The following is a 21,842-nucleotide window of genomic DNA, read 5'->3' as shown; positions in this document are numbered from 1 at the left end:
TTCACTCTCCGATGACCGTTCCTGCACCCTCCCGTCCCCAGTTCCCCTCCCGCCGCAGCAACGGGCTGTTCGCCTCGTTCGGTCACGCGTGGGCGGGGCTCATCCACACCGTCGCCTGGCAGCGCAACATGCGCATCCACCTCATCTCCGGCGTGCTCGTGGGGCTGGTGGGCAGCGGCATCCCGCTGGGGCTCGCGGAGAAGGTGACGCTCATCTTCTGCGTGCTGCTCATCTTCTTCGCGGAGATCCTCAACAGCGCGCTGGAGCAACTGGTGGACCTGGCCGTGCAGCAGTTCGACGAGAAGGCCCGGCTCACCAAGGACGCGGCCGCCGCGGGCGTGCTCGTGCTCGCCGGAGGCACGGTGGTCATCTTCGCCGCCATCCTCGTGAACTACTGGGAGACGGTGCGCACCAGCACCGACGCCATCTTCCGGCAGGTCGCGCTGGGCCTGCCCCTGGCCGGGTGCGCCACCATCCTCGTGCTGCCCCAGCCCCGGCCCGTCGTCGTCGACGTGCTCGCGTTCCTCGCGGGCTGCGGGCTGCTCGCGCTGACGGCGCCCACCTCCGCGAGCCTCGTCTTCACCGTGCTCACCGCCGCGCTGCTCTTCATCGCCGGCGCGGCCGCCCGCGAGCGCAGGCGCCACCCCCAGCCCTGAAGGCCCGGCGCGTCGAAGCCCCTGGAGGCCACCGCGACATCGGAAGCAGGGGACAACAAAAAACCGGCGGCCGCCGGTTCGCTTCCTCCACCTTGCGGGCGGGGACCCCGGAACCGGTCCGGAGCCCGCTCACCCGCGAGGGTCTGTCACCGGAGCCTAATGGCTCAGGCGCGCTGCTGCCACTCGGGTACAGGCTCCGATGTTGGCTGGGTGGCAACGGCCTTGTCGCCCTCCCGCAGGTCGGTGGTGACCAACTCCAGCAGCTCCGTCGCGATGCCGATGACCTGGTGCGGCGTGTAACCGCTTGCGCGCAGCTGATTGAAGAAGGTGCGCGCGAGGATGCGGGTGCCCTTTTGGTCGGTGCTCACAGGAATTGCCTCCGGAATCGGCGCCGTACCAGCGGGCGCCGCGTCATCACTCGGCTGCCAGCTTCAACCCCCGTGCCAGTCGTTCTCTTCCAAACGGATTCTCCAGCAGTCCCCAGGGGTTGAGGGCAGAAACTGGACGGCACGGGAAATGGAAGGTGCGAAGGGGGTTACGCACCTCAAGCCTCCCCGCCGCCCGGAGCCGGGGGCCGGGTGCATCAGCGGGTACGCACCCACCCCCTTCCTGGCAGATGAGCGTCTCGTCTTTTCAAGTGCTTGCATTCCCTGCGGGGGCTGGAGCACATACGCGCCCCCACTGAGGAGCTCAATCAAGATGGCGTACCGGGTGAACAACATCGGGCTGTGGCTGGACGAGCCGGAGGAGCTGCTCGGCCAGCGCGCCGCGGAGAAGCTGGGCGTCACGCGGAGTGACCTCGCCTCCGTGCGCGTGGTGCGCTCGGTGCTGGATGCGCGCAAGAAGGGCAGCCCGCGCTACATCTACACACTGGAGGTGGAGCTGGCCCCGGGCAGGAAGGCGCCGCGCCTGCCCCCGGACGTCAGCGAGGCCCCGCCCCCGCCGGAGACCCTTCCGCGCGTGAAGGAGCCGGAGCGGCTGCCGCTCATCATCGGCACCGGCCCCGCGGGGCTGTTCTGCGCGCTGGGCCTCTTGGAGCGCGGCGTGCGCAGCATCCTGCTGGAGCGGGGCCGCGAGGTCGTGACGCGCCGCAAGGACGTGGCGAAGCTGATGCGCGACGGGTCGCTGGACCCGGAGAGCAACATGAACTTCGGCGAGGGCGGCGCGGGCGCGTACACCGACGGCAAGCTGTCCACGCGCATCAACCACCCCATGGTGCGCAAGGTGATTGAGGCGTTCGCGCGCTACGGGGCGCCGGACCACATCCTCATCGAGGGCAAGCCGCACATCGGCTCGGACCTGCTGCCCGGCGCGGTGGCGAAGCTGCGCGACGAACTCATCGCCGGTGGCTGCCAGGTGATGTTCGAGCAGCGCGTGGACGACCTGCTCTACCGCGACGGCCACATCGCGGGCGTGAAGATGGCGGACGGGCGCACGCTGGAGAGCGACCGCGTGATTCTCGCGCCGGGCAACTCCGCGCGCGAGCTGTACGAGCGCTTCGCCGCCGACGGCCGCGTGAGCGTGGAGGCCAAGCCCTTCGCGCTGGGCTTCCGCGCGGAGCACCCGCAGTCGCTCATCAACGGCATCCAGTACGGCGCCGCCGCGAAGCACGCGAAGCTGCCGCCCGCGGACTACAAGCTGGCGGAGAACCTGGACGTGGACGGCGAGGTGCGCGGCGTCTACTCGTTCTGCATGTGCCCCGGCGGCATCGTGGTGCCCACGCCCACGCAGGAGGGGCTGCAGTGCACCAACGGCATGAGCAACTCGCGGCGCAACGCGAAGTTCGCCAACGCGGGCATCGTCGTGTCGGTGTCCGTGGCCGACTTCGAGCGGGAGGGCTTCCGGGGTCCGCTCGCGGGCCTGGAGTTCCAGCGGCACTGGGAGCAGGAGGCCTACAAGCTGGGCGGAGGCCGCTTCTACGCGCCCGCGCAGACCATCCCGGACTACCTGGCCGGCCGCGTGAAGAAGGACCCGGGCGACACCAGCTACCGCCCGGGCCTGGCGCACACGGACCTGAACCAGCTGTTCCCGGAGCGGCTGACGCAGTCGCTCAAGGCGGCGCTGCGCACGTTCGACCGGAAGATGCGCGGGTTCATCAGCGAGGAGGGGAAGCTCATCGGCATCGAGAGCCGGACGTCCTCCCCGGTGCGCATCACCCGGGGCAATGACTTGCAGTCGGTGTCCATGCGCGGCCTGTACCCGGCCGGCGAGGGCTGCGGGTACGCGGGCGGCATCGTGTCCTCCGCCATTGATGGACTGCGCATCGCTGAGCAGATTGCCACCGAGCTGACTTGAGGTCCCCTCCCGGTCCGGGCAGGGTGGCCGGGGAGGGAGAAAACCCATGGCGTACCGCGTGCGCAGCCCTGACGGAGAGCTGATGTTCCCCTCGCTGGGAGACATCGAGCGGGCCTACGTGCAGGGCCTGGTGGACCCCGACGACGAGGTCCGCGAGGACGGCACGGAGAAGTGGCGCAAGGCGTCCTCGCTGCCGGCGCTCGCCCAGGCGCGCAGGCCCCAGGCCCACAAGGACTCGCGCTCCCAGACGCTCACGGTGGTGGGCGCGGTGGCCGTGGGCCTGCTCGCGCTCGGGCTCATCATCCTGGGCCACTCCTGGAATGTGCGCATGATGGGCATCGCGCTGGCCCTGGTGGTCAGCGGAATGCTCACGCGGGTGACGTTCAAGGCGTACAAGCGGCCGCCGACCGTCCTCTAGCGACGCCTCCTCCCCTGCCCTCCAGGGTGGCGGCGCGGCCCCTGCCGCCAGCAGGCCCCACACAGCGCATCTTTGATGAGGGCACCCCACGGGGTGCCCTTTACCGCGCCGGAGGAGGGCCACACCTTGCTCAGCACCTACCTGTCCCGAGAAGCCGCCCGGAAGCTGCGTCATGGCGCGCCCTGGCTGCGCCGTGAGGACATCGTCTCCATGGAGGGCGAGCCCGAACCCGGCACGCCCATGCAGCTCAGGGACGAGGACGGTCAGGTCCTGGGCCTGGGGGACGTGGACCTGCAGGCGTCCTATGCCGTGCGCCGCCTGGGCCTGCCGGACGAAGCCGTGGAAGGGCTCATCCCCCGCCACGTCCGCCATGCGTTCGAGCGGCGCGCGCGGCTGGTGGATGATCCGCGCTTCTGCCGCATCGTGAACGATGACGGGGACGGGCTGCCGGGCCTCATCGTGGACCGCTACGACACGCACTTCGTCGTGCAGACGCTCACGCGCTCCATGGACGCGCGCAAGGAGGAGATCACCCGCACGCTGGTCGAGGTGACGGGGGCGGCGTCCGTGCTGCTGCGCAACGACACGTTCCGGCGCAAGGCGCTGGGCCTGCCCGCGCAGCGGCCGCATGTCATGTACGGCACACCGCCGCGCTGGTGCCGGCTCCTGGAGATGGGGGCGCGCTTCACCGTGGACCTCACCTACGGGAAGGGCACGGGCTACCAGTATGATCACCGCGAGCTGCGCCGCTTCCTCGGGCGCACCGGCAACGGCGACCGGGTGCTGGACGTGGCCTGCAACGTGGGCGGCCTCTTCGTGCACGCGGGGCGCCACGGGGCGAAGCAGATCATCGCCTTCGACGGCAACGCGGACTCCGCGGACCTGGCGCGTGAGAACGCGGAGGCGAACGGACTGCTCGGCCGGGTGACGGTGGAGCAGGGGGAGGCCCTGGCGGTGCTCCGGGCCCTGAAGGACACGTTCGACCTGGTGCTGCTGGACACGCAGGGCGTGGCGTCCGAGGAGGACTTCATCGAACAGGTGCGGCTGGCGCTGCGGCGGACCCGCCATGGCGGGCGGCTGCTGGTGGTGGGCTACCACCCCCCGCTCGGGCTGGGGTCGTTCAACGAAGCGGTGGCCACGGCCTGTGAACAGGAGGCGCGCATCGCCTTCCGGCTGGTGCGGATGGGCCTGCCGCCGGACCACCCGGCGCCGGTCGGTTCCCCGGGGGCCGAGTACCTGGAGGCGGTGGCGCTCGAAATCAGCTGAGCGGACGCGTGAACAGCCTCACGACTTGCTCGCCTTGACGGGCCTCCTCGGTGGTAGTGTCCGCGGCCGCGATGACAACCGAAAATGAGTCCCAGGCCGCGACTTCCACCCCGGAGGCTTCCGTCGAGACCGTCCGCAAGGTGTACGCGGTCGATCTGCGCGAGAAGGACCGCGTCAACACCGTCTTCCGCGTCACCAAGAAGGAGAAGGTGAACGCGCGGAGCGGCAAGGTGTTCCTCTCCCTGTCCCTGGCCGACAAGAGCGGCACGGTGGACGCCCGCGTCTTCGACAAGGTGGACGCGCTCGAGCCCACGTTCCAGACCGGTGACTACGTCCTCGTGCAGGGCGGCGTCATCGTCTTCCACGGACGCACCCAGGTGGTCGTGGAGGCCGTGGAGCGGCTGGATCCGGAGCCGCTCGACCCCAAGGAGTTCGAGCCGCCCCCTGCCCCGCCCGCCGAGGCGAAGCCCGCGAACGAGGCGAAGGAGCCCCGCGAAGCGAAGTCCGGTGACGCGAAGGCCGGCGAAGCGAAGTCTGGCGACGCGAAGTCCGGTGACGCGAAGGAGCCCCGCGAGCCGAAGGCGGACGGCAAGCCGGAGGCCCGCCACGAGGGCGGCGGTGGCCCGCGCGCCGTGGGACAGATCCGCGAGCTCATCAACGAGCGCGTCAACGACCCGTACGTGAAGCAGCTCCTGGTGGCGTTCCTGGATGACGCGCAGGTGGCGGCGGGCCTGCCCGTCGCTCCGGCGGCCAAGGGCGTGCACCACGCGTGGCGCGGAGGGCTGGCCGAGCACGTCCTGTCGGTGATGCGCCTGACGCTGCGCGTGTCGGACCACTACCCCATGGCGGACCGCGATCTGCTCCTGGCCGGCGCGTTCCTGCACGACGTGATGAAGGCGGGCGAGGGCTCGTCCGACAAGGGCTTCGAGAACACCGACGAAGGTCGGCTCGTGGGCCACGCGGTGCTGGCGGCGCAGAAGATCCGCGAGAAGACGCTCTCCATCCCCGGCTTCCCGCCGCTGCTGGAGCAGCACCTGACGCACCTGGCGATCTCCCAGCAGGGACAGGCCGGGGCCGGCACGGCGAAGCCGCCGATGACGCTGGAGGCGCAGATCGTCGACGCGCTGGGTGCGCTCGATGCGCGCATCTCCTCGTGGGTGGAGGCCATGCAGCGCGATCCGAACGACCGCTGGACGGATCACCTGCGCGCCTACGACCGTCCGCTCTGGAAGGGCTCCGTGCCCACCGGCCGCGGCCGGGCCCCGGTGGAGGGTGGCGGCAGCGGCCGTCGCAAGCACCGCGAGGAGAAGCGCAAGGCCCGGGCCGACAAGGGCCCGCCGTCGCAGGCCCCCGCCGGAGCCGAGGGCAGCGCAGCCCCCGCGTCCGCGCAGGAGTCCCGCCCGGAGCGTCCGCCCCGCCCGCCGCGCGAGCCCCGTGCGGAGCGTCCGCCCCGTGAGGAGCGCGCTCCCCGCGAGGAGCGTCCGGCCCGGCCGCCGCGCGAGGAGCGTCCGGCGCGCGACCCCAAGAGCCTGCCCGGAGAGCTGACCTTCAAGCCGTTCAGCGCGCTGGCGCCGCCCGCGCCCGGGAAGTCCGGTGGTGAAGGCGAGGGCTCCTCGGAGGGCTGAAGTCCATGGCGAAGCGGCTGGGAGAGCGGTTGATTGAAGCCGGCCTCGTGACACCCGGGGCCGTGGAGCAGGGGCTGGAGCACCAGAAGATCACCGGCCACAAGCTGGGGGACTGTCTGGTGGAGCTGGGCCTGCTCCAGGAGGCCGCGCTCCTGCGCCTGCTGGCCAACGAGTTCCAGACCCGCTTCGTCACCGCGGACAAGCTGGCGAAGGTCCGCATCGACACGAAGGTGTTGGACAAGCTGCCGGTGCGGCTGGCGGAGGCGCAGAACGTGCTCCCGCTGGCCATCGATCCGGAGCGCAAGCTGTTGTCGGTGGTGGCCGCCGAGCCGCAGAACAAGTCGCTGCTGGACGAGATCGCGCTCGTCACCGGCATGTCGGAGGTCTACGCGTACATCGGCCTGCGCAGCGCCATCTCCGCCGCCATCCGCAAGCACTACTACGGCGACCCCACCGCCTTCACCGCGCTGCTGGAGGGCCCGCATGGCGGCGGGCCCCGGCGTCCGGACGCACCCGCGAGCAGCAACGGGAGCTCCGAGTCCGGGCGCAGCGGCACCTCCGTCGGGCGCAGCGCCACCAGCCTGCAGATGCGCCTGGAGACGGACGCGCGGATGCGGCTGCAGCGGGGCGGCAGCGGCACCCACGCGGCGCGCGCCACGCAGCGGAGAGAGCCGGGCGGCCCGCGCGGCCTCATCAGCGACACGGACTACGTGGAGACGCTGAGCCTGATGGTGGGGCTGATGGAGCAGGACCGGCCCCGGCACCGGGGGCACTCGGCGCAGCTCGCGCGGCAGGCGGGCATCGTCGGCCAGCGCATGGGCATGCCGCACAAGGAGCTGGCGGCGCTGTCCATCGCCGCGTACCTGCACGACCTGGGCAAGCCCGCGGAGCGCCACTACTCGCTGGCGAGCAACGCGGCCAACGCGGAGTGGAAGGCCCAGGCGAAGGCGTGCTGCCGCGCGCCCACGAAGCTCTTTGAAACCGTGCACCTGCCCACGCAGGTGAACACCATCCTCGCGCAGCTCTACGAGGCCTGGGACGGCTCCGGCACGCCCCAGGGCGCCAAGGGCGAGGACATCACCCTGGGCGCGCGCATCCTGGCCGCGGTGGACAGCTTCCTGGAGCTGACCAAGAACCCGGGCAACGCGCACGGGAAGGTCTTCACCAAGCAGCAGGCGCTGGAGCACCTGCGCCAGCACGCGGGCATCCTCTACGACCCGGTGGTGGCGGACATCGTCGGCCAGCTCCAGAGCGGGGAACTCCTCCTCCACCGGCTGGCCAGCGAGGGCCGCCAGGTGCTCATCGCCGAACCGGACGAGGCCACGCGCAGCGAGCTGCTGGAGGCGGTGCTCAAGCAGGAGCTGGTGGCGCACGCGCTGTCCACGCTGGACGGCGCGCTGGACGGCCTGGCGCGGCAGGACTGCGACGTGCTGGTGGTGGGGCTTCGGCTGGGGCAGCAGGAGGTGCTGGAGCTGCTGGAAGCGACGCGCTCCTCGCCGGAGAGCGCCGGCCTGCCCATCGCAGTGGTGGGCGAGCCGGATGCGCAGGCGCGCGAGCGGCTGCTGCTCGCGGGCGCGACGGCGGTGCTGTCCCCGGGCGACAAGGCGGAGGTCGCGCGCACGGTGCACACCCTCTTCCTGGACCGGGTGCAGCACAACGGCCCGGGCCGGGTGGTGCGCGGCAGCTTCGACGAATTGCCCCCGCGCGACCTGCTGCGCACGCTGGGCGGAGGCCGCAAGAGCGGACGGCTCCAGCTGCGCCACCACACGCTGGAGGGCTACCTGCACCTGGAGCGGGGCCGCGTCGTCTACGCATCCTTCGGCGGACACGCGGGCGAACCCGCGCTGCAGGCCCTGCTCAAGCTGAAGCAGGCGGACTTCGTCTACGACCCGGACGCGCTGCTGCTGGACATGCCGCAGCTCGACCAGGACCTGGAAGCCCTGGCCGGAGCCGTCACCGCAGCGTGAGGTTGAAGAGGCGAACAGCGTTGGCGGTGGTGACGGCCGCCACCTCCTCCAGCGTGACGCCCTTCAGCTCCGCCACCTTCTTCGCCGTCTCCAGCACGTGCGCGGGCTCGTTCTTGCGTCCGCGGTGTGGCACCGGCGCCAGGTAGGGGCTGTCCGTCTCCACCATCAGGCGCTCCAGGGGCGCGAAGCGCACCGCGTCCTGGAGGGCCTCCGTCTTCTTGTAGGTGATGACGCCGGACAGCGAGATGAAGAAGCCCCGGTCCAGGTAGCGCCGCGCCGCGGCCGTGTCGCCGGTGAAGCAGTGGATGACGCCGCTGGTGACGTCCTCCGCCCCGAGCGCCGCGTCGCAGTCCTCATGCGCGTCGCGCACGTGCACCACCAGCGGCTTGGACAGCCGCTTCGCGAGCGCGCCCTGGCGCCGGAAGACGGTGGCCTGCACCTCGCGCGGCGAGCGGTCGTAGTAGTAGTCCAGCCCGGCCTCGCCCACCGCGCGCAGCTCCGGGCGGGCGCAGGTGCGCTCCAGCATCTCGAAGTCCGCCTCCGTGGCGCGGGCGGCCTCGTGCGGGTGGATGCCCAACGTGGGCGACAGGAAGTCCGGGTGCCGGGCCGCCACCTCCAGCGCGTGGCCCCAGTCCCCGGGGCCGTGGAACTGGCCCACCAGCACCGCGTGCACGAGCCCCGCGGCCCGGGCGCGCTCCAGCACCGGCCCCACCTCCGCGTAGTCCTTCGGCTCCAGGTGGCAGTGCGCGTCAACGAGTCTCATGGGCCCTCTCTAAACAGCTCTTCCAGCTCCAGTCTCGCCTCTTCCGAGGCGAAGGTGGGCATGGAAGCGCGCACGCGCTCCATTCCCTCGGGGACACCCAGGCGCCACAGGCCATCCGCCGCGTCCAGCCGATCGTCCTCCGGCGCGGCGCGGTCCTCCAGCACGGAGAGCAGCCAGGGCAGCGCCTGGGCATCCCCCAGCCGTCCCAGGCCCCGCGCAGCGGCGCCCCGGCACGGGTCCTTCATGTCCTGGAGGATCTCCTTCAGCCGCGCCAGCGCTCCTGGCACCTTCAGCTCGCCGCACAGCTCCACCGCGAGCGCGCGGTCCGCGCTCCACTTCTTGCGCGTGCGCTGCATCAGCCAGTCCGCGCCCGCCGGGTCCCCCAGCTTCATCAGCACGCCCGCCGCCTGCGTCTTGTCGAACGCGGGCAGCAGCCACTTGCCGAAGAGGCGCTTCACCGCCGGCAGCGCACGGGGGTCCTCCAGCTCCGCCAGCGCGCCCAGCGCCCGGAAGCGCAGCGTGTCCACGTCCAGCGCGGCCAGCAGTATCTCCAGGCCCGCCGGGTGTTTGAGGGCGGCGATGCCGCGCGCGGCCTCGAAGCGCACCTCCGGTGTGGGGTCCTCCAGCATGCCCGCCAGCGCCCCGCGCGCATGGGGCAGCGCGAGGTCCGCCAGCCTTCCGGTGGCCTCCAGCCGCACCCGCGTGTCCTCGTCGCGCAGGCGGGGCAGCAGCGTCTCCGGCAGTTGCTCCGACGGCAGCACCACCGACGCGAGGCTCACCCCGGAGCGGCGCACGTCCGGCTGCGCATCCGCGAGCATCCGCACCAGCACGTCCGTGAACTCCCCCGCGTGTACGGGCTCCTCGGAGGCCAGGTGGAACAGCAGGTTCGCCGCCTCGGCCCGGATCGCGGGGCGCTTCTCCCGCTCCAGGGTCACCAGTGCGCGGTCCCGTTCGGCACGCCAATCCACCACGTCTCGTCACCTCGCTGCCGGGTGGCGACGTGGCCACCCGGCGTCCCCTCAAACCTGTTTCGAGCGACTTCGAACTATTTGATCTCACTGCCGGGCGGCACGTCGCCCGGCTCCAACAGGGACAGGTCCTTGCCGCCCGGGCCAGCCGTCAGCAGCATGCCGCGCGACTCGATGCCCTTGAGCTTGCGCGGCTTGAGGTTCGCCACCACCACCACGCGGCGGCCCGCCAGCGCCTCCGCCGTGTAGGCCTCCGCGATGCCGGAGACGATGGTGCGCGGCGAGCCCTCGCCCAGGTCCACCTCCAGCTTGAGCAGCTTGTCCGCGCCCTTCACCTTCTCCGCGGCCACGATGCGTCCCGCCTTCAGCACCACCTTGGCGAAGTCCGCGTACTCGATGTCCGCCGCGGGCACGGGTTCCACGGTCCCCGCGCCGGCGCCAGGTGACGCCTGCGGGGTGGGTGCCGCGGCCTGTGCTTCGGGCGACTTCGCGTCCATGGGCTTCTTCTCCGACTTCTTGTCCTTGCCCCCAGACCCGGGGGGCGGAATATCGGCCACGGGGTTTTTGATGATGGCGTTCACCCGCTCCTCTTCCAGACGCGGCAGGAGCGGTTCCGGGGTGCCCAGCGGGCGGCTGCGGTCGAGGAGTGGATACTTCGCGGTGGCGAGCGCCTGGAACGTCAGTGCAGGTGCGTTGAGCTGCGCGAACAGGCGCTCCGACACGCGCGGTATCACCGGGGCCAGCAGCGCGCCCAGCAGGTACGCCACGTCCGCGGCGTCCGACAGGTCGGCGCGAGCGGCCTCCGCGTCCTTCTTCACCAGCGCCCACGGCGCCTGCGTCTGGAGGAAGGCGTTCGCGGTGGAGGCGATGTCGGTGATGATCTTGATGGCGGCGCGGTACTCCAGCTTCTCGAACGCTTCGCGCACCTCCGGCACGCGGGCCAGGGCCTGCTCCACCAGCGTGCGCCCCGGCCCTGCCTCGCGGCCCGGCGCGAGCTTCTTCTCCAGCGGGCCCGCCAGCATCGACAGCGCGCGGTTGGCCAGGTTGCCCACGTTGTTGACGAGCTCGCCGTTCACCCGCAGGCGGAAGTCCTTGAGGTTGAGGTCCAGGTCCTCCACGCCCGCGCCCAGGTTGGCCGCGTAGAAGTAGCGCAGGTAGCTGGGGTCCAGGAGGTCCAGGTAGTCCCGCGCGGCCACCATGGTGCCGCGGCTCTTGGACATCTTCTCCCCGTTCACGGTCAGGTGCCCGTGCACCTTGATCTCATTGGGGACGTGGAAGCCGGCGACCTTCAGCACCGCGGGCCAGAACAGCGCGTGGAAGTAGACGATGTCCTTGCCGATGAAGTGGATGATGCGCGTGGGCGCGTCCTTGTCCCAGTACGCCAGCGCGTCCTTCTGCTTGCCGGTCTCCTTCGCCCACTTCTCAGTGGTCGCGATGTAGCCGATGGGCGCGTCCAGCCAGACGTAGAAGAACTTGTCCGTCTCCCCCGGGATGGCGAAGCCGAAGTAGGGCCCGTCGCGGCTGATGTCCCAGTCCGCGAGGCCCTTCTCGAAGAAGCCCTGGAGCTGGGTGGCGAGGCCCGGGTGGAGGAAGCCGGGGCGTTTGAGGACCTCCTGCAGGAAGGCCTCGTGGCGCGACAGCTTGAAGAACAGGTGCACGGAGTTGCGGCGCACGGGCGGCGTGCCGCACAGGGCACAGCGCGCGTCGATGAGGTCCGTGGGGTTGTACGTCTTGCCGCACTTCTCGCACGCGTCGCCGTACTGGTCCGCCGACTTGCAGTTGGGACAGGTGCCCCGGATGAAGCGGTCCGGCAGGAAGCGCTTGTCCTTCTCGCAGTAGGTCTGCTCGATGTCGCGGCGGTCGATGTCGCCCGCGTCCTTCAAGCGCCCGTAGATGAGCTCCGCGTACTGGCGGTTCTCCGGGGAGTTGGTGGAGTGGAAGTAGTCGAAGCGGACGTCCAGGTCCTGGAAGTCGCGCTGGTGCTCGTCGTGGAAGCGCGCGACGAACTGCTCCGGGGGGATGCCCTGTTTCGCGGCGTTGAGCTCGATGGGTGTGCCGTGGGTGTCGTCCGCGCAGAAATAGACGACGTCCTGGCCGCACGAGCGGAGGAAGCGGACGTAGATGTCCGTCTGGACGTACTCGACGACGTGGCCGAGGTGGATGGCGCCGTTCGCATACGGAAGGGCGCTGGTGACGAGGATTCTCTCCGCCATGAACTCTCCTGAGGGCGGCGGACCATAGCCGCTCGGGGAAACGAGGTCATCGTTCAACATCTGCGCGCGAAGGTGCATGGCACGCGGGTGGATGTTATCGACCCCTCCGCATGTGCACCGTCCTCATCCTCCGTAACGTCCACCCCGAGTGGCCGCTGGTCCTCGCCGCCAACCGGGATGAGCTGTACGCGCGTCCGGCCCACGGGCCGCGGATCCTCTCCGACTCCCCGCGCGCCGTGGGCGGCCAGGACGTGGAGCGGGGCGGAACGTGGATGGGAGTCACCCACGAGGGCGTGTTCGTCGGCCTGACGAACCAGCGCGGCGCCCGAGGCCTGGGCCCGGCCCCCCGCTCGCGGGGCGAGGTCGTCCTGCGCGCCCTCCAGGCCGGTTCGGTGGAGGCCATCGAGCGCTACCTCGGCACCCTGCCCGCCCCGGAGTTCCTGCCCTTCAACCTGCTCTACGGCGACGCGCGCGTCCTGCGGGTGGCCTACGCGCGGCCGGGCCATCCGCGCCTGTTGCATGAAGACGTGCCGCCCGGCGTCCACGTGCTCCCCAACGACAACCTGGACAACCTCGCGCTGCCCAAGGTGGCGCGGGCCCATGCGCTGGCGGAAGCCGCGGCCCGGCGCCCGTGGCCGGAGCTGGTGACGGGGCTCCAGGCGGCCCTGTCGGACCATGCGCTGCCGCCCCGGGAGGCCGCGACGGGGCCGTTGATGGAGAACGACCTGCCGGCGGACTTCCTCCAGCAGCTCCAGGCGCTGTGCATCCACACGCAGGCGTACGGGACGCGCTCGTCCGCCATCGTCGCGCTGGCGCCCGGACGCGTGGGGCACTACCTGGCCACGGACACGGCGCCCTGCCAGGGCGGCTGGCGCGACGTGACGGGGCTGCTCGCCACCCCTTGACTGGGACTCAGTCCAGCCGCGCGCGCATCACCGCGTCCCGGCCCGCGTCGTACGCGTCTTCGAAGGCGGGCCCCCGGCCGGTGAAGGCCTCCACGGGCGGCGCGGGCACGTCCACGCGGATCTCCCGCACGTCGCAGTCCAGGTCGCCCCGGTAGAAGGCCGGCTCCCCGGTGACGTTGATGGCGATGAGCCGTGCGCCGGGGAACTGCTGGCAGGCGTCGTGGATGGGCGTCGCGGAGACGCGGTCCGCTCCCGGGTCGATGCGCTCCAGCTTCGCGTCCTCGAACAGGAGCGGGTTGGCGGCGCTCGCGGCGACGGCCTCCGACAGCGGCCCCTCGGTCACGGTGATGAGCCGCAGTCCCTGCTCCGTGGGCGCCTGGTGGAAGGTGACGAACGGCACGGGCAGTGCCTCCACGCGCGCGCCGTCGTAGTAGCGCTCCAGCACCTGGGCGAAGCGCTCGTGGCTCAAGCGGGGCGCCGTGACGGCCGCGCCCGCCGCGCCCAGCGCTCCCACCGCGAGGGCCGGGGTCAGCGTGCCGCCCGTCACCAGCACCGCGAGCAGGCCCACGGCCGCGCCCACCGCGCCGCGCACGCCCGTCGTCCTGCGCGTCTCCTGCTCGTAGGCGGCGAAGAAGTCCCGGTAGCGCTGGCGCAGGTTGCCCCGGGGTTCGGAGGCGTAGAGCCCGCCCACCACCGCGCCCATGCTGTTGCCCACCACGCAGTCGATGGGGATGCCCCGGGCCGCCAGCGCATCCAGCGCGCCCACGTGCGCGAGTCCCTTGGTGCCGCCCACCGACAGCACCACGCAGGTGCGCGAGGCCGTCCCGCGCACACCGCGCCGGCACGACACGCCACCCAGGCCCACCACCAGCGCCAGCAATACGACACCCAGCCGCCGCCCCATGCGTCCTCCTGTGAGGGAAGCGCGGCACCCTACCCCGTTCCCGCACGACGGGCCCCACGTCGCCTGCCCGCCGGGCCGCCCCCCTGCCCGTCAAAACACGACCGCCCCCGGGACACGGGGTCCCAGAGGCGGAAGGTGAACCTTCACGGTGCCCGGCGTGGTGTCACGCCGGGCGCGTGGAAGGGCTTAGTACGTGGCCTTCAGCGACGTGCCGCTGTACGCCGAGTAGCCGCGGAGCATGATGTACATCTTGCCCGCCGACGTCTTCGCCGCCGCGTTGCACGTCTCGTTGTTGCCCGAGAGGTACGGACGGCAGTCGTAGGACGTCGTGGTCGGCGCGGAGCCGAACTTGATGTACATGTCCGCGTCACCCGTGCCACCGCTCAGCACGTAGCTGGAAGCGCGGCCGGTGGGCAGGTCGATGCAGTAGTTCGTCGCGGAGCCGGAAGCGCCCGACAGGCCCGTCTTCGCGACGCCGTTGGTCAGCGTGATGCAGGTCGGAGGCGTCACCGTGCCGCCCACGCCCACCGCTTCCCAGGCGGCCGTCACGGCAGCCTGCGTCGCCGCGTCGTAGCCCAGCGCGACGGCGGCCTGGACCGTCCAGGTCTTCGCCTGGGCGAACGTGGTGCTCGCCGTGAAGATGTCCGTGTTGGCCTTGTACCAGATGCGGGCGGCCTTCTCGACGCCGATGGCCGGCACGTTGATGGTGGAGCGGCCGCGCGGGTGCACGCCACCCTTGGACAAGAGCGCGAACGCCAGGTTGGGCACGCCGGAGCTGTAGTGCACGTCCGTGCCGGACGTCACGTTGGCCGCCCAGTCCTTGGACACGCCGTCCTTCGCCGGGTCATCCATGTAGCGCAGGGCGTCGCCGGCCGTGCCGGGGGTCCACACGTCCTCGCCGACCTTCCAGATGTCCGCGCCGGTGGCCCAGCCGGTGTTCCAGCTCTCGCAGACCGCGCCGAACGTGTCGGACATGGCCTCGTTGAGGCCGCCGGACTGACCGGAGTACGTGAGGTTGGACTCGTTCGACGTCACCGCGTGGGTCAGCTCGTGGACCGTGACGTCCGCGTCCTTGCCCAGTTCGATGGAGTTCACGCCGTCGCCGTCGCCGTACACCATCTGGGTGCCGTCCCAGTAGGCGTTCACGTAGTTGGTGCTGTAGTGCACCGTGCTGATGAGCGTGGCGCCCGCGTTGTTGAGCGAGTCGCGGTTGAAGAGCGTCTTGTAGCAGTTGTAGGTGTAGCCCAGCAGGTCGTAGTTGGTGTCGACGTGCGAGTCACCGATGGCCGCCTGGCCCTCGCTGCGCTTCAGCGTACCCGGCGTGCTCGTGCCGTTGTTCGCGCTGTACAGCCGGCGGTTGAGCGCCGTGTGGATCTCCGGCGTGCGCGTCACGATGGCGCCGTTGAGGGCGTCCACATAGACGCGGTCGCGGATGGGAATCCCGGCGCCCTCGCCCGTCACCGTCACCTCGTGGGTGAGGCGCAGCCGCTGGTCGTCCTGCGAACGGACGTAGACCAGGCGCGTGCCGGTGACGGCCAGGCCCGAGCCCTGCGTGTCACGCAGCGCCGCGGTCTGCGCCGCCTCGGCGGCGACCACGGGACGCGCGGAGACCTGCCCGCCGCTGCGCGCGGAACCGTTCGCGCCGTAGATGGCGCCGGAGCGGTCCACGTGCACCACCAACTCCTCGCCCACCACCGGCAGGCCGTTCAGCGTCTGCGCGTAGCGCACGTGCGAGACGCCCTGCTCGTCCACCGAGATCTTGCGGACCTGCAGGTCCGAGGCGTTCAGGCGGAACAGCGAAGCGATGCCGGGCATGGAGCCGGCGATGGCCGAGTGCACGTCCGCCGCCGCGAAGCCCGTCAGGGGGCGGTCGGCGTGGCCCAGGCGGCCCTGGATGGTGTGAGGCGTCCCGTCATCGTTCGTTCCGACAATCTGGGCGCCAGGAATCACGCTCAGAGCGCTCTGCACATCCGCGACCTCATCCGGCTTCTGGAGGTCGTTCGAAGAGTTGGTATCCGTTTCCCCGACGCCGCAGGCGGCGAGAGGGAGGGTGGCGAGCAGGGCGGTGACGAAGCGGGTGGTGCGAACCAAGGTGGTTCCTCCTGCCCGGCGACAAGGGTGTCGCCGTGGCAGCGCTCCTCTGAGCATTCTTCAGGCCAACTCATTAAGTGCCCGGAATAGCTGGCAGTACTTGAAAACGCCGTCACAGCGCTGGCACATCCGCGCGCTGGAACGCTCCGGGCATTCGCAACGCAGCGTTACACCACACAAACCAAGCTGCTGATTTTACTCGGACTGAAGGCATCTCCTCGCACCTGTCCTGAACCGTGACAGTGCACGCGGGATGTGTCCTCCATTCAAGCAATCCCAGGCTGACGGTTTTTTCTTGGTGACCCAAGTACCGCCGGGTTTCGGGTCAGCGGGGCAGGCCCAGCAGCACGCGCGCGCGGCCTTCCATGGGGAGGGCCGCCTCTTCCACGGTGGTGATGCCAGCCTCGCGGGCGACGTCGGCCAGGTGGCGCATCCACGGCTTGTAGGGCATGCCGTTGTCGGAGCAGCACGGCACGACGGCGAAGCCCAGGCCGTGGCGCGCGGCGTACTCGATGATGATGCGGGTGGCGCCGTCGGGGTGCATGCCCACCACCAGCTCCGCTTCGCACGGCTCGTCCAGGGTGAAGGGCCGCTGGGCGTACTTCACCGGCAGGTGCTTGTGGCGCAGGTCGAAGGTGGTGACGGTGCGCCCGCGCTGGGTGAGCGCCTCGTTCAGCTTCCCCATGCCGCCGGCCACGTCATAGACGCGGGTGGCCTGGGGGAAGCGCGTGACGAGGAGGTCCGCGAAGAGGTCGAAGCGTCGCTTGTCCGCCATGGCCTTCCTCTACCCCAGGCCTTCGCGGCGCGCACGTCCCGGCGCTGCGCCGCCCGGTGCTCAGGCCGGTGCTCAGGCGCGGGTGCAGACCGTCCAGAGCAGCCGTTCGATGACGAGCTTCCCGCTGGCGGACGACTTCAGCGCCAGGTCCGCGTCCGCGCACGCCACCAGGGCGTTGAGCAGCTCGCGGCGCTCGTAGCGCGCGGCGGCCTGCATGCCGAACGCGAGCGCCCATGCGTTGGGTGTCTTGCGCTTGGCCGCCTTCAGCTCCGCCTCCAGCTTGGGGAGGATGCGCGTCTCCACGTCGCGGCCGTTCTTGGGCGGCTGGCCGTTGGCGTACCGCTCCAGCCACGCGTGGTTCTCCAGGAGCGAGCGGACGATGGACGCCACCGCGCCCAGCAGCTGCAACGCGTGTGTCCCCTGCCCCATCGCGTCCTCGGCGTAGGACAGCGCGTCCCGCAGCTCGCGCTTCTGGAGGGACTCCGTCAATTCGAAGAACTCCTCCTCGCGCGCGTGGTGCACCAGCAGCGTCACGTGCGCCGCTTCGATGGTGGGCCCTTCCGCGTAGACGGCCAGCTTCTCCAGCTCCGACTGGAGCAGCCGGATGTTGCCGCCGATGCGCTCCTTCAGGCCCTCCAGCGCGCCCGGCCCCAGCTTCTTCTTCAGGGGGGCGAGGAACTCGCGGGAAATCTCCGTGAGGTCCAGGTCCTTGTGGCGCGCGGCCACCTTGCGCTCGAAGAGGCGGCCCTTGTCCTGCGCGAACTTCAAGAGCGGGCTGCGCGAGTCCACGTCCGTGGCCGCCAGCACCAGCGCATGGCCGGCAGGCACGCCCTTCTGGAGCAGCTCCAGCAGCGCGGACGCGTCGCCCTCGGGGGCGCTGATGCGCTCCTCGCGGCAGAAGGCCGCCGCCTCCTGGAGGAAGGTGAGGTCCGCCTCCGCCAGGTCCACGTTCAGCTCGTCCTTCCACTGCTCCACGGTGGGCGCGCCGGGCACGCGGGGATCCAGCTGATCCACGCCCCAGCCCGCGCGGCCCGCGAGCGCCAGCAGCCGCCGCGCGCCCTCCTTGCGCTTGCCCGCCTTCCACGCGTCGCGCGCCTTGGCCAACGCGTCGCCCTTGCCCTTCTTGGGGGCGAGGAACTCCGGGTCCCGGACGAGCACCACCTTGCGGCCGGGGAACAGCGGCAGCGTGGCCAGCTCCTGGGCCACTTCACGCGGGGAGGCCGCGTCCAGCACCGCGAGGTTCAGCCCCATGGAGGCATCCGGCACCAGCGTCTTCACCAGCTCGTCGGCGCCCTTGCGGACGAGGAACTCCTCGCCCCACAAGAGGTACAGCGGCCACACCTTGCCGCCCTTCACCTCCGCCAGCACCTCATCCATGTCCGCGCTCATCGGCCCTCCACGCACAGCTCGATGAGCAGGCGCTCCAGTTGCAACCGGGGGGCGCCGTTGCGCGTCCCGATGGCCGTGCGCGCCGACTCCAGCAGCGCGTTGCGCCGGTGCAGCGACACCTCCGACGTGCGCGCCGCCACCTCCGCCGCCAGCGCCTTCAGGTCCCGGTTCGCCATCCCGCCTTCCGCCTCCGCCTTCATGAGCGACACGTCGCGCGTCCACAAGAGCAGCAGCTCCAGCGCCGCGTCCGCGTCCTCGCGCGAGCCCCCGTGGGCCTCCGCGAAGCGCAGCAGGCCCGGGATGTCGTTGCCGCGCAGGGACTCGAACGCGGTGATGACCTCCTTGCGCTGCGCCAGCGCCTTCACGTCCAGCGCCAGCGCGCGGCCCAGGCTGCCGCCGGACATCACCGCGGCGAGGGCGGCGGTGTCCGCGTCCAGCTTGCGCTCCTTCTGGACGTGCTGGGCGACCAGCTCCACCGGCAGCGGGCTGAAGTGCACCTTGCTGCACCGGCTGCGGATGGTGGGCAGCAGACGGTCCATGGCGGACGCCACCAGGATGAGGGTGGTCTCCGAGGGCGGCTCCTCCAGCGTCTTGAGGAAGGCGTTCTGCGCCTGGACGTTCATCTGTTCGGCGCTGACCAGGATGGCCACCTTGCGCTTCGACTCCAGGCCGCGCAGCGCCAGTCGCTCCTGGAGCTGCCTTATCTGCTCCACGCGCAGCTCGCGGCTGGGCGTGCCGGTGAAGTCCGAGCGGCCGGCCAGCCCCCGGGACACGCGCTCGTCATCCGGCATCACCCAGGTGACGTCCGGGTGCAGCCCGCGGGCGATGCGCGTGCAGCTGGCGCAGGTGCCGCAGCCCACCTCCGGGGCCTCGGGGCACGTGAGGGCCTGGGCCAGGCCCACCGCGGCCAGCTCCTTGCCCACCCCCTCCGGGCCGGCGAACAGGTAGGCGTGGTGCACCGAGCCCGTCCGCAAGGCCGCTTGCAGCGCGTCCACCGCGCGGGGCTGTCCCTGCACCGAAGCGAGCGTCATGGGGGCGTGTATCTCCGCTCGGAGGGCACCCGTCAACCGCCGCCTTGACCCCCGTGCGCGGGGCCGGTCAGATTGCCCGGACGTGCTGAACTTCCTCGAAGGCCATCTCCCCCTGTTGGCGGGCGCCATCCTCATGGTGCTCCTGCTGGGCATCCGCGGCAGCACCCGCGACCCGGACCTGCGCGACGACCTCCGGGGCGCGGTGAGGATGCTCCTCGCGTTCCTCGTGCTGCGGCTGGTGTCGCACTTCCTGCCGGCGACGACGTCGGACGGCCTGCGCAAGGCCGTGAGCGTGGGCTGGATGCTCACGTTCGCCTACGGCGTCATCCGCGCCGCGGTGGCGTTCACGCTGAAGCTCGTGCGGATGCGCTCGCCGGTGTCGACGCCCAAGATCCTGCGCGACGTCATCGACTTCACGCTCTACGCGCTCGCCACGGTGCCCATCCTCCAGAGCCAGCTCAACCTGGACCTGGCGGGCCTGCTGGCCACGTCCGCGGTGCTGACGGTGGTCATCGGCCTCGCGCTCCAGGAGACGCTGGGCAACCTGTTCGCGGGCCTGTCGCTGCAACTGGACCGCCCCTTCGAGGTGGATGACTTCATCCGCATTGGCGAGCACACCGGGCGCGTGGTGCACATCGGGTGGCGCTCCATCCGCATCGCCAACTTCCGGCGCGAGCTCATCACCCTGCCCAACAGCATGGTGGCCAAGGAGCACGTGAAGAACTTCACCCAGCACCGCGAGCCCGTGGGCATCGAGGTGCAGCTGGGGGTGGCGCTGGACGCGCCGCCCAACCAGGTGAAGCAGGCCCTGCTGGACGTGGCCCGGGAGATTCCGCAGATCCTCGTGCAGCCACCGCCCCTTGCCCGCACGGTGTCCTTCAGCGACTCCAACGTGCAGTACATGGTGCGCGTCTTCCTCAACGACTTCGCGCTGTCGGACGCCGTACGGGAGGAGCTGCACACGCGGCTGTGGTACCGGCTGCGCCGCGAGGGCCTGGAGCTGCCCCACGCCCAGCGCACGGTGCACGTGCGCCGCGAGGGGGGCGCGAAGCGGCGGGAGGTGGCGGACAACACGGTGCGCGAACTGCTGCGCCAGGTGGACCTCTTCTCACCGCTGGGCCCGGAAGAGCTGGAGCGCCTGCACCGCGAGGTGGTGGTGCGCCGCTTCGGCCAGGGAGAGCGGATCATCCAGGAGGGCGACGAGGGCGGCACCTTCTACGTCGTGGCCTCCGGCGAGGTCAGCGTGCGCGCCGGCACGCTCCAGGCGGAGATCACGCGCCTGGGTCCGGGCCACTACATCGGGGAGATGTCCCTGCTCACCGGCGAGCGCCGCGCCGCCACGGTGGTGGCCCTCCAGGATTCGGTGTTGCTGGAGCTGGACCGGCCCACCTTCGCGCGCCTGTTCACGGACTATCCGGGTCTCGCGCGGCAGCTCTCCGCGCTCCTGGCCCAGCGCCGCACCCAGCTGCGCGCCGTGGCCCAGGCCGCGGGCGGCGGCGCGGATCACACCCCGGAGGCGGGACGCATCCTCGGGCGGCTGCGCCAGCTCTTTGGCCTGAAGCACGAGTAGTGGTTTCCCGGTAGCACTCCGGGGCAAACCAGACCCGCCGCGCATGGACAGTCAGCCTGACGCGGTGGGCTGGGCAGCATGCATCCGACCGGGGGGCCCGGGCCTTTGACGCTTGGAGTGAGAAGGGTTTAAACGTTCACACATGCAATCCGTCCGTGGCTTCCCCGCGCGATTCGCTGCCCTGCTCCTTCCTGGCGTGCTGCTGATGGTCCTGCCCCAGGACGCGGCGGCCACGGCACCGCCGGTAAAGACAGACGTGACGCGCGCGAGCCTGGAGCGGCTGTCGCAGCGCCGCGTGTTCTTCGGCCACCAGTCCGTGGGCGGCAACATCCTGGACGGGGTGCGAGGCCTGACGCCGACGCCCTCCGTGGTGGAGGTGAAGGACGCGGGCGCGACGCTCGCGCCCGGCACGCTGGCGCACGCGCTCGTGGGACAGAACGAGCAGCCGGAGACGAAGCTCGCGCACTTCGAGCGACTGCTGGACGGGGGCCTGGCGCGGCAGGTGGACGTGGCGCTGCTGAAGTTCTGCTACATCGACTTCCACGGCGGCACCGACGCGAAGGCCCTCTTCGAGGAGTACCGCGCCACGCTCGCGGGCCTGAAGGCACGGCACCCGGGCGTCACCTTCGTGCACGTCACCGCGCCGCTGACGACGGTGCAGCGTGGGGCCCGCGCCTGGTTCAATGAGTTGCGCGGCAAGCCTGTCTTCGGCGTGGGGGAGAACAGGTCGCGCGAGGCGTTCAACGCGCTGATGCGTCAGACCTACGCCGGCAGCGAGCCCCTGTTCGACCTCGCCGAGTTGGAGTCGACCCAGCCCGACGGCACCCGCGAGACGTATGAATTGAACGGTCGCGCCTACCCGGCGATGGTGCCCGCGTACTCGGATGATGGCGGTCACCTCAACGCCCGGGGGCAGGCGCATGTCGCCGCCGCGCTCGTCACCTTCCTGGGCGCCCTGCCCGAACCCACGCGCGAGGCTCCTGCCTCCGCGAAGGCTCTGCCCTGA

Annotated in this window: 18 protein-coding genes; 9 read left to right on the top strand and 9 right to left on the bottom strand. The window is 71.0% G+C overall.

Annotation, left to right across the window (positions count from 1 at the left end; genetic code table 11):
• Positions 1-11 precede the first annotated feature (11 nt).
• Entirely contained in the window at positions 12-656 is a 645-nt protein-coding gene (locus D7X12_RS08885; protein WP_120624835.1) for a diacylglycerol kinase family protein, read from the top strand.
• 164 nt (positions 657-820) lie between these two features.
• Here D7X12_RS08885 and D7X12_RS08880 read toward each other — a convergent pair whose 3' ends face one another.
• The gene (locus tag D7X12_RS08880) at positions 821-1,024 is read right to left on the bottom strand and encodes a hypothetical protein (protein ID WP_244224443.1); all 204 of its coding nucleotides are present in this window, start codon (positions 1,022-1,024) and stop codon (positions 821-823) included.
• A gap of 331 nt (positions 1,025-1,355) precedes the next feature.
• Here D7X12_RS08880 and D7X12_RS08875 point away from each other — a divergent pair, with 331 nt between their 5' ends.
• The 5 genes from D7X12_RS08875 (at position 1,356) to D7X12_RS08855 (ending at position 8,227) form a co-directional block, all read left to right on the top strand.
• On the top strand, positions 1,356-2,951 hold the full coding sequence (locus tag D7X12_RS08875) for an NAD(P)/FAD-dependent oxidoreductase (RefSeq protein ID WP_120624833.1): 1,596 nt from the start codon (positions 1,356-1,358) through the stop codon (positions 2,949-2,951).
• Positions 2,952-2,997: 46 nt separating this feature from the next.
• Positions 2,998-3,369 (top strand): hypothetical protein, encoded by a 372-nt coding sequence (locus D7X12_RS08870; RefSeq protein ID WP_120624832.1) that lies wholly within the window; start codon positions 2,998-3,000, stop codon positions 3,367-3,369.
• A gap of 126 nt (positions 3,370-3,495) precedes the next feature.
• Positions 3,496-4,635, top strand: coding sequence for a class I SAM-dependent rRNA methyltransferase (locus D7X12_RS08865; protein WP_208718897.1), 1,140 nt, complete (start codon positions 3,496-3,498; stop codon positions 4,633-4,635).
• A gap of 71 nt (positions 4,636-4,706) precedes the next feature.
• The gene (locus D7X12_RS08860; protein WP_120624830.1) at positions 4,707-6,260 is read left to right on the top strand and encodes a 3'-5' exoribonuclease YhaM family protein; all 1,554 of its coding nucleotides are present in this window, start codon (positions 4,707-4,709) and stop codon (positions 6,258-6,260) included.
• Positions 6,261-6,265: 5 nt separating this feature from the next.
• Positions 6,266-8,227 (top strand): HD domain-containing phosphohydrolase, encoded by a 1,962-nt coding sequence (locus tag D7X12_RS08855; RefSeq protein ID WP_120624829.1) that lies wholly within the window; start codon positions 6,266-6,268, stop codon positions 8,225-8,227.
• Here D7X12_RS08855 and D7X12_RS08850 read toward each other — a convergent pair.
• The 3 genes from D7X12_RS08850 to metG form a co-directional block, all read right to left on the bottom strand.
• Positions 8,214-8,990, bottom strand: a complete 777-nt coding sequence (locus D7X12_RS08850; protein ID WP_120624828.1) for a TatD family hydrolase — start codon at positions 8,988-8,990, stop codon at positions 8,214-8,216. The two genes, D7X12_RS08855 and D7X12_RS08850, sit on opposite strands and share 14 nt — an antisense overlap.
• A complete protein-coding gene (locus tag D7X12_RS08845; RefSeq protein ID WP_208718895.1) occupies positions 8,987-9,961 on the bottom strand; it encodes a HEAT repeat domain-containing protein in 975 nt (324 codons plus the stop codon). The genes D7X12_RS08850 and D7X12_RS08845 overlap by 4 nt, the downstream gene beginning before the upstream one ends.
• A gap of 74 nt (positions 9,962-10,035) precedes the next feature.
• Positions 10,036-12,171 carry a methionine--tRNA ligase gene (metG, locus tag D7X12_RS08840; RefSeq protein WP_120624827.1) on the bottom strand — a complete coding sequence of 712 codons (2,136 nt, stop codon included), beginning with the start codon at positions 12,169-12,171 and terminating at the stop codon, positions 10,036-10,038.
• A gap of 110 nt (positions 12,172-12,281) precedes the next feature.
• Between metG and D7X12_RS08835 the strand changes: the two genes are divergently transcribed.
• Positions 12,282-13,076 carry an NRDE family protein gene (locus tag D7X12_RS08835; protein WP_120624826.1) on the top strand — a complete coding sequence of 265 codons (795 nt, stop codon included), beginning with the start codon at positions 12,282-12,284 and terminating at the stop codon, positions 13,074-13,076.
• A gap of 7 nt (positions 13,077-13,083) precedes the next feature.
• On the opposite strand, the gene D7X12_RS08830 is transcribed toward D7X12_RS08835, so the two are convergent.
• From D7X12_RS08830 to holB, 5 genes are all read right to left on the bottom strand, one after another.
• Positions 13,084-13,980 (bottom strand): patatin-like phospholipase family protein, encoded by an 897-nt coding sequence (locus tag D7X12_RS08830; protein WP_120624825.1) that lies wholly within the window; start codon positions 13,978-13,980, stop codon positions 13,084-13,086.
• Between the two features lie 186 nt (positions 13,981-14,166).
• On the bottom strand, positions 14,167-16,071 hold the full coding sequence (locus D7X12_RS08825) for a M4 family metallopeptidase (RefSeq protein WP_120624824.1): 1,905 nt from the start codon (positions 16,069-16,071) through the stop codon (positions 14,167-14,169).
• A 325-nt stretch (positions 16,072-16,396) separates the two neighbouring features.
• The gene (locus tag D7X12_RS08820; protein ID WP_120624823.1) at positions 16,397-16,846 is read right to left on the bottom strand and encodes a hypothetical protein; all 450 of its coding nucleotides are present in this window, start codon (positions 16,844-16,846) and stop codon (positions 16,397-16,399) included.
• A 72-nt stretch (positions 16,847-16,918) separates the two neighbouring features.
• Entirely contained in the window at positions 16,919-18,235 is a 1,317-nt protein-coding gene (locus tag D7X12_RS08815) for a DNA polymerase III subunit delta (protein ID WP_120624822.1), read from the bottom strand.
• On the bottom strand, positions 18,232-19,266 hold the full coding sequence (gene holB / locus D7X12_RS08810; RefSeq protein WP_120624821.1) for a DNA polymerase III subunit delta': 1,035 nt from the start codon (positions 19,264-19,266) through the stop codon (positions 18,232-18,234). Before holB ends, D7X12_RS08815 begins: the two co-directional genes overlap by 4 nt.
• A gap of 82 nt (positions 19,267-19,348) precedes the next feature.
• On the opposite strand from holB, the gene D7X12_RS08805 reads away from it, so the two are divergent.
• On the top strand, positions 19,349-20,836 hold the full coding sequence (locus D7X12_RS08805; RefSeq protein WP_244224442.1) for a mechanosensitive ion channel family protein: 1,488 nt from the start codon (positions 19,349-19,351) through the stop codon (positions 20,834-20,836).
• Positions 20,837-20,978: 142 nt separating this feature from the next.
• Positions 20,979-21,842 carry an SGNH/GDSL hydrolase family protein gene (locus D7X12_RS08800; protein ID WP_120624819.1) on the top strand — a complete coding sequence of 288 codons (864 nt, stop codon included), beginning with the start codon at positions 20,979-20,981 and terminating at the stop codon, positions 21,840-21,842.

Source organism: Corallococcus sicarius, from assembly GCF_003611735.1.
Classification (GTDB): Bacteria; Myxococcota; Myxococcia; order Myxococcales; family Myxococcaceae; genus Corallococcus; species Corallococcus sicarius.
This window is presented reverse-complemented; position numbering and strand designations above follow the sequence as displayed.

Bases quoted from the DNA above. Each gene is read 5' to 3' on its own strand.
- D7X12_RS08885 (WP_120624835.1), top strand. From the start codon at position 12: ATGACCGTTCCTGCACCCTCCCGTCCCCAGTTCCCCTCCCGCCGCAGC.
- D7X12_RS08875 (WP_120624833.1), top strand. From the start codon at position 1,356: ATGGCGTACCGGGTGAACAACATCGGGCTGTGGCTGGACGAGCCGGAG.
- D7X12_RS08870 (WP_120624832.1), top strand. From the start codon at position 2,998: ATGGCGTACCGCGTGCGCAGCCCTGACGGAGAGCTGATGTTCCCCTCG.
- D7X12_RS08860 (WP_120624830.1), top strand. From the start codon at position 4,707: ATGACAACCGAAAATGAGTCCCAGGCCGCGACTTCCACCCCGGAGGCT.
- D7X12_RS08855 (WP_120624829.1), top strand. From the start codon at position 6,266: ATGGCGAAGCGGCTGGGAGAGCGGTTGATTGAAGCCGGCCTCGTGACA.
- D7X12_RS08850 (WP_120624828.1), bottom strand. From the start codon at position 8,990: ATGAGACTCGTTGACGCGCACTGCCACCTGGAGCCGAAGGACTACGCG.
- metG (WP_120624827.1), bottom strand. From the start codon at position 12,171: ATGGCGGAGAGAATCCTCGTCACCAGCGCCCTTCCGTATGCGAACGGC.
- D7X12_RS08835 (WP_120624826.1), top strand. From the start codon at position 12,282: ATGTGCACCGTCCTCATCCTCCGTAACGTCCACCCCGAGTGGCCGCTG.
- D7X12_RS08830 (WP_120624825.1), bottom strand. From the start codon at position 13,980: ATGGGGCGGCGGCTGGGTGTCGTATTGCTGGCGCTGGTGGTGGGCCTG.
- D7X12_RS08820 (WP_120624823.1), bottom strand. From the start codon at position 16,846: ATGGCGGACAAGCGACGCTTCGACCTCTTCGCGGACCTCCTCGTCACG.
- D7X12_RS08815 (WP_120624822.1), bottom strand. From the start codon at position 18,235: ATGAGCGCGGACATGGATGAGGTGCTGGCGGAGGTGAAGGGCGGCAAG.
- holB (WP_120624821.1), bottom strand. From the start codon at position 19,266: ATGACGCTCGCTTCGGTGCAGGGACAGCCCCGCGCGGTGGACGCGCTG.
- D7X12_RS08800 (WP_120624819.1), top strand. From the start codon at position 20,979: ATGCAATCCGTCCGTGGCTTCCCCGCGCGATTCGCTGCCCTGCTCCTT.